The 4,428-nt window shown below is 72.6% G+C and carries 3 protein-coding genes and 1 tRNA gene; 1 reads left to right on the forward strand and 3 read right to left on the reverse strand.

Annotated elements, in window-relative coordinates; genetic code table 11:
• Positions 1–115: 115 nt before the first annotated feature.
• From ACFWXO_RS42015 to ACFWXO_RS42025, 3 genes are all read right to left on the reverse strand, one after another.
• Positions 116–1,093: a ribose-phosphate diphosphokinase gene (locus ACFWXO_RS42015; protein ID WP_375892703.1), complete on the reverse strand. Its 978-nt coding sequence runs from the start codon at positions 1,091–1,093 to the stop codon at positions 116–118.
• Positions 1,094–1,295: 202 nt separating this feature from the next.
• Positions 1,296–2,750, reverse strand: coding sequence for a bifunctional UDP-N-acetylglucosamine diphosphorylase/glucosamine-1-phosphate N-acetyltransferase GlmU (gene glmU, locus ACFWXO_RS42020; protein ID WP_375892705.1), 1,455 nt, complete (start codon positions 2,748–2,750; stop codon positions 1,296–1,298).
• 153 nt (positions 2,751–2,903) lie between these two features.
• A tRNA-Gln gene (locus ACFWXO_RS42025) sits at positions 2,904–2,974 on the reverse strand.
• A gap of 267 nt (positions 2,975–3,241) precedes the next feature.
• On the opposite strand from ACFWXO_RS42025, the gene ACFWXO_RS42030 reads away from it, so the two are divergent.
• On the forward strand, positions 3,242–4,234 hold the full coding sequence (locus ACFWXO_RS42030; protein ID WP_375892707.1) for an acyl-CoA desaturase: 993 nt from the start codon (positions 3,242–3,244) through the stop codon (positions 4,232–4,234).
• Positions 4,235–4,428: the final 194 nt, after the last annotated feature.

The raw sequence follows: 4,428 nt of genomic DNA on the forward strand, positions 1-4,428 counted from the left end.
CCCGGGGCCCCCCGGGGGGGGCCCCCCCCCCCCCCCCCCCCCCGCCGCGCCCGCCCCCCCCCCGCCCCGGCCCCCCCGCGGGGGGGGGGCGGGGCCCCGCCTGCGCGGGGCTTCGTCAGTGCACGCCCTCGAAGAGGCTGGTGACCGAGCCCTCCTCGAAGACCTCGCGGATCGCGGCGGCGATCGACGGGGCGATGGACAGCGTGGTGATCTTGTCCAGCTGGAGCTCGGCCGGGGTGGGCAGCGTGTTGGTGAACACGAACTCGCTGACCCGGGAGTTCTTGAGCCGGTCCGCGGCCGGGCCGGAGAGCACGCCGTGGGTGGCGGCCACCAGGACGTCCGCGGCGCCGTTCTCGAACAGCGCGTCGGCGGCGGCGCAGATGGTGCCGGCGGTGTCGATCATGTCGTCGACCAGGACGCAGACCCGGCCGTCGACGTCACCGACCACGTCGGCCGACAGGATGGTGTTGGCCTGGGTGATGTCGCGGCGCTTGTGGATGATCGCCAGCGGGGCGTCCAGCCGGTCGCACCACTGGTCGGCCACCTTGACCCGGCCGGCGTCCGGCGAGACGACGGTCAGCTTGGAGCGGTCCACCTTCTCGCCGATGTAGTCGGCCAGCAGCGGCAGCGCGAACAGGTGGTCCACCGGGCCGTCGAAGAAGCCCTGGATCTGCGCGGTGTGCAGGTCGACGGCCATCAGGCGGTCGGCACCGGCCTGGCGGAGCAGGTCGGCGACCAGACGGGCCGAGATGGGCTCGCGGCCGAGGTGCTTCTTGTCCTGGCGGGCGTACCCGTAGAACGGCAGGATCGCGGTGATGCTCTTGGCGGAGGCCCGCTTGAGAGCATCGATCATGATCAGCTGTTCCATGATCCACTGGTTGATGGGAGCCGTGTGGCTCTGCATCACGAAGCAGTCCGCGCCACGCGCCGACTCCAGGAAGCGGACGTAGATCTCGCCGTTGGCGAAGTCCAGGGCCTTGGTCGGGACCAGCTCGGTCCCCAGCGCCTCGGCAACCTCCCTCGCCAGCTCCGGGTGGGCACGGCCGGAGAAGAGCTTGAGCTTCTTCTCACCCGACGTCGTGATCCCGCTCACTGCACCGTCTCCTCGTGTTGCGGACGCTGAACCCCGCTCCCGAGGAGGGCAGGCGCAGCCCGCACTCACGAGGGGATCGGGGAATGTCGGTACGCCTGGACACGGGCGGTAAGCCCAGTGGCGCACGTATGTCCCCCAGGTTACGCGCCCGCGCAGAAACCGTCCGCCCCGGGGACCGGCCGACCGGTCCCCGGTGGGCGCGTCAGACCTCGGCCGCGCCGTCGGTCGCGGCCCGCGCGGCCTGCGCGGACACCGTGCCCGGGCGCTTGCGCTCCACCCAGCCCTCGATGTTGCGCTGCTGCGCGCGGTTCACGCCGAGTGCGCCGGGCGGAACGTCGGTGGTGATCACCGAGCCCGCGCCGGTGTAAGCGCCGTCACCGACGGTCACCGGGGCGATGAACATGTTGTCCGAGCCGGTGCGGCAGTGCGCCCCGATGACGGTGCGGTGCTTCTTCACCCCGTCGTAGTTCACGGTGACCGAGGCCGCGCCGACGTTGGTGCCCTCGCCGATCGTGGCGTCGCCGATGTAGGAGAGGTGCGGCACCTTGGCGCCCTCGCCCAGCTCGGAGTTCTTGACCTCGACGTAGGTGCCGACCTTCGCCTTGCGGGCCAGCTTCGCCCCCGGCCGCAGGTAGGCGTACGGGCCGGTGGAGGCGAGCTCGCCGATCTCGGCGCGGTCGGCCGTGGTGTTGCTCACACGGGCGCCGGCGCCGACCAGGGTGTCCCGGAGGGTGGAGTTCGGGCCCACCTCGCAGTCCTCGCCCAGGTGGGTCGCGCCCTGCAGCTGGGTGTTCGGCAGCACCACGGCGTCCGGCTCGTACGTCACCTGGACGTCCATCCAGGTGCTGGCCGGGTCGACCACGGTGACGCCCGCGCGCATCGCCCGCTCCAGCAGGCGGTCGTTCAGCAGCCGGCGGGCCTGCGCGAGCTGGACCCGGTCGTTGATGCCCAGGATGTCCCGGTGGTCCTCGGCGACCACGGCGCCGACCCGGTGCCCGGCCTCGCGCAGGATCTCCAGGGTGTCGGTCAGGTACTCCTCGCCCTGCGAGTTGTCGGTGGTCAGCTCGGCCAGCGCCTCGGTGAGCAGCTTGGCGTCGAAGGCGAACACGCCCGAGTTGATCTCGGCGATGGCGCGCTGGGTGTCGCTGGCGTCCCGCTCCTCGACGATCGCGGCGACGGTGCCGTCCTCGTCGCGCAGGATGCGGCCGTAGCCGAAGGGCTCGGGGACGACGGCGGTCAGCACGGTGACGCCGTTCTGCTGGGCCTCGTGCGAGCGGGCCAGCCGGCGCAGGGTGTCCCCGGTGAGCAGCGGCGAGTCCCCGGCGGTGACGATCACGGTGCCGTCCAGCGTCACGCCGTCGGCGGCCAGCGACTCCAGCGCGGTGCGGACCGCGTGGCCGGTGCCGTTCTGCTCCTCCTGCACGACCGGGCGCACGGCCGGGTAGTGCGTCGCCAGGTGCTCCTCGACCTGCTCGCGCTGGTGGCCGACCACCACGACGAGCTGCCCCGGCGTCAGTTCCCCGGCCGCCGAAACCGCGTGACCCACCAGCGAGCGCCCGCACACCTCGTGCAGCACCTTGGGCACCTTGTTCGACTTCATCCGGGTCCCACCACCGGCGGCGAGCACGACAACGGCGGCAAGCGAATTGGCACCCATGCGGGGAGGCTCCTCATTAGGTTCAAAGAGAGGGCAGAGCAGGCCAGAACGCGGTCCGCACATGTGCTCTGGCAGTTCGAGGATAGTGCGGGGCGGCGAGCCGAAACGCCAGACGCCCGGCCCGCGCATGCCCGCCCGCGGCCGTACTCAGTGCTCCCGGAGGAGGATTCGAACCCCCATAAGCTGGACCAAAACCAGCTGTCCTGCCCTTAGACGATCCGGGACCGGAGCTCCACCGCCGGAGGCCCGGCGGCGCGCTGGGCCAAGACTACGGGGTAGCGCGCCTCACATCTACCACCAATGCCGACCCTCCTGGCCCGTCCGATCCGGGCACGGGAGGGGTTCCGGGTTCATCCATCCAGTCGGGTGAATTCACTCAAGCGCCGCGCGGGGGTGTGTTCCCCTGGACACGGAGCGCAACCTACGATGCCGTAGGTTACGCCAACGTAGGTCCGCTCTGTCCCGTTCCGGGACGCCGCGAAGGGACGCCCATGACCATCCAGGCCGACGAGGCGCACGCGGGGGCCACCGCCCTCCCCGACCCCTCCCCCGATCCCTCCGCCGACGCCGCGACCCGGCTGTCCGCCACCCGCGGCGGCGAGAAGCAGGGGGCCGCCGAGCGGATCGCGCTCGGCCTCTTCATCCTCGTCCCGTTCGCCGCGCTGGTCGCCGCCGTACCGGTGGCCTGGGGCCGGGGGCTCGGCTGGACCGACGTCGCGGTCACCGTCGCCATGTACTTCCTCACCTGTCACGGCATCACCGTCGGCTACCACCGCTACTTCACCCACGGCTCCTTCAAGGCCCCCCGCCCGATGCGGCTGGCCCTCGCCGTCGTCGGCAGCCTCGCCGTCGAGGGACCGCTGGTGCGCTGGGTGGCCGACCACCGCAAGCACCACCGGTTCAGCGACAAGGACGGCGACCCGCACTCGCCGTGGCGCTACGGGGAGAGCGTCCCGGCCCTGGTCAAGGGCCTGTGGTGGGCCCACATGGGCTGGATGTTCGACGAGGAGCAGACCCCGCAGCTCAAGTACGCCCCGGACCTGGTCGGCGATCCGGCGCTGCGGCGGATCTCCCGGCTGTTCTGGCTCTGGACCACCATCTCGCTGCTGCTGCCCGCGCTGGTCGGCGGCCTGGTGAGCCTGTCCTGGGAGGGCGCGCTGTCCGCCTTCTTCTGGGGCTCACTGGTGCGGGTCGCCCTGCTGCACCACGTCACCTGGTCGATCAACTCGATCTGCCACGCCATCGGCCGGCGCCCGTTCCGCTCCCGGGACCGCTCCGGCAACGTCTGGTGGCTCGCGGTGCTCTCCTGCGGCGAGTCCTGGCACAACCTGCACCACGCCGACCCGACCTCGGCCCGCCACGGCGTCCTGCGCGGACAGATCGACTCCTCGGCCCGGCTGATCCGCTGGTTCGAGCTGGCCGGCTGGGTCCGGGACGTCCGCTGGCCGGACGCGGAGCGGATCGCCGCCCGCCGCGCCGCATGAGGCGGCGCTTCCAGCATGATGTAGGGGTGAACGGGAGCAGCGCAGACAGCACAGGCGGTCACCACAGCACGCGGACGGACCCGGCGCCCGGAACGGCGCCGGCCCGGCCCCCGGCCCCGGCGGCGCCGGGGGCGGCCCCCCCCGGCCGGGCCGAAACGCACCCCGGCGGCGGCCCCCCCCCGGGCGCCGCCGCC

The organism is Kitasatospora sp. NPDC059088 (assembly GCF_042738155.1).
Lineage (GTDB): Bacteria > Actinomycetota > Actinomycetes > Streptomycetales > Streptomycetaceae > Kitasatospora.

Bases quoted from the DNA above. Each gene is read 5' to 3' on its own strand.
- glmU (WP_375892705.1), bottom strand. From the start codon at position 2,750: ATGGGTGCCAATTCGCTTGCCGCCGTTGTCGTGCTCGCCGCCGGTGGT.
- ACFWXO_RS42030 (WP_375892707.1), top strand. From the start codon at position 3,242: ATGACCATCCAGGCCGACGAGGCGCACGCGGGGGCCACCGCCCTCCCC.